We start from the raw sequence: 561 nt of genomic DNA on the forward strand, positions 1-561 counted from the left end.
TTCCATTGCTCCCCGGACCTGATCGCCACCGTCAATGACTTCTATGCGACCTGTGGCATCGCGCCAAGTGCCACCGGCAAGCCGGCAACGCAAGCCTTCCTCGAGGCGCATACCCATCAGTACCTGCAATGGCGCAGCGGCCTGCACTTGCCGGGCCAGGCGCTGGAGCGACGCCGCTTCTACCAGCGGGCGAGAAAGGACCCCGACCAGATCGACCTGCGTGAAGGGGCCGAGGACTTTGCCACCCACCACCGAAGCTTGCGCGTGGCGATGCGTCCGCCTATTCCCGCAGGAGGCCGCGTATGCCCGAGCATCGCCAACGCGCCGCGCGTGGATGCCGCCACGGCTCGCCTGCTGGCAGCACTGGAAGCGCCGGGCGCCCTGCCACCAAGCGTGCACAAGCTCATGGACGACTACATCCACGACTCGCGGTGCGCGTTCCGACCCACCGGAAAGATGGAGTCCACGGCGCGGACAAACGGCTACTTCCGCTACCGCACCTTCTTCTAGCGTTGCGTCGGCTGCCTGCATCCACTCCTACATGTTGCGCCGATACTGCCC

The 561-nt window shown here is 66.0% G+C and carries 1 protein-coding gene; it reads left to right on the forward strand.

Annotation, left to right across the window (positions count from 1 at the left end; genetic code table 11):
- Positions 1-510 (forward strand): hypothetical protein (locus AC1DDH_RS20460; protein WP_476956208.1); only part of this gene is annotated, 510 nt, incomplete at its 5' end.
- Positions 511-561 lie beyond the last annotated feature (51 nt).

This window comes from Arthrobacter sp. 10T425, from assembly GCF_056393985.1.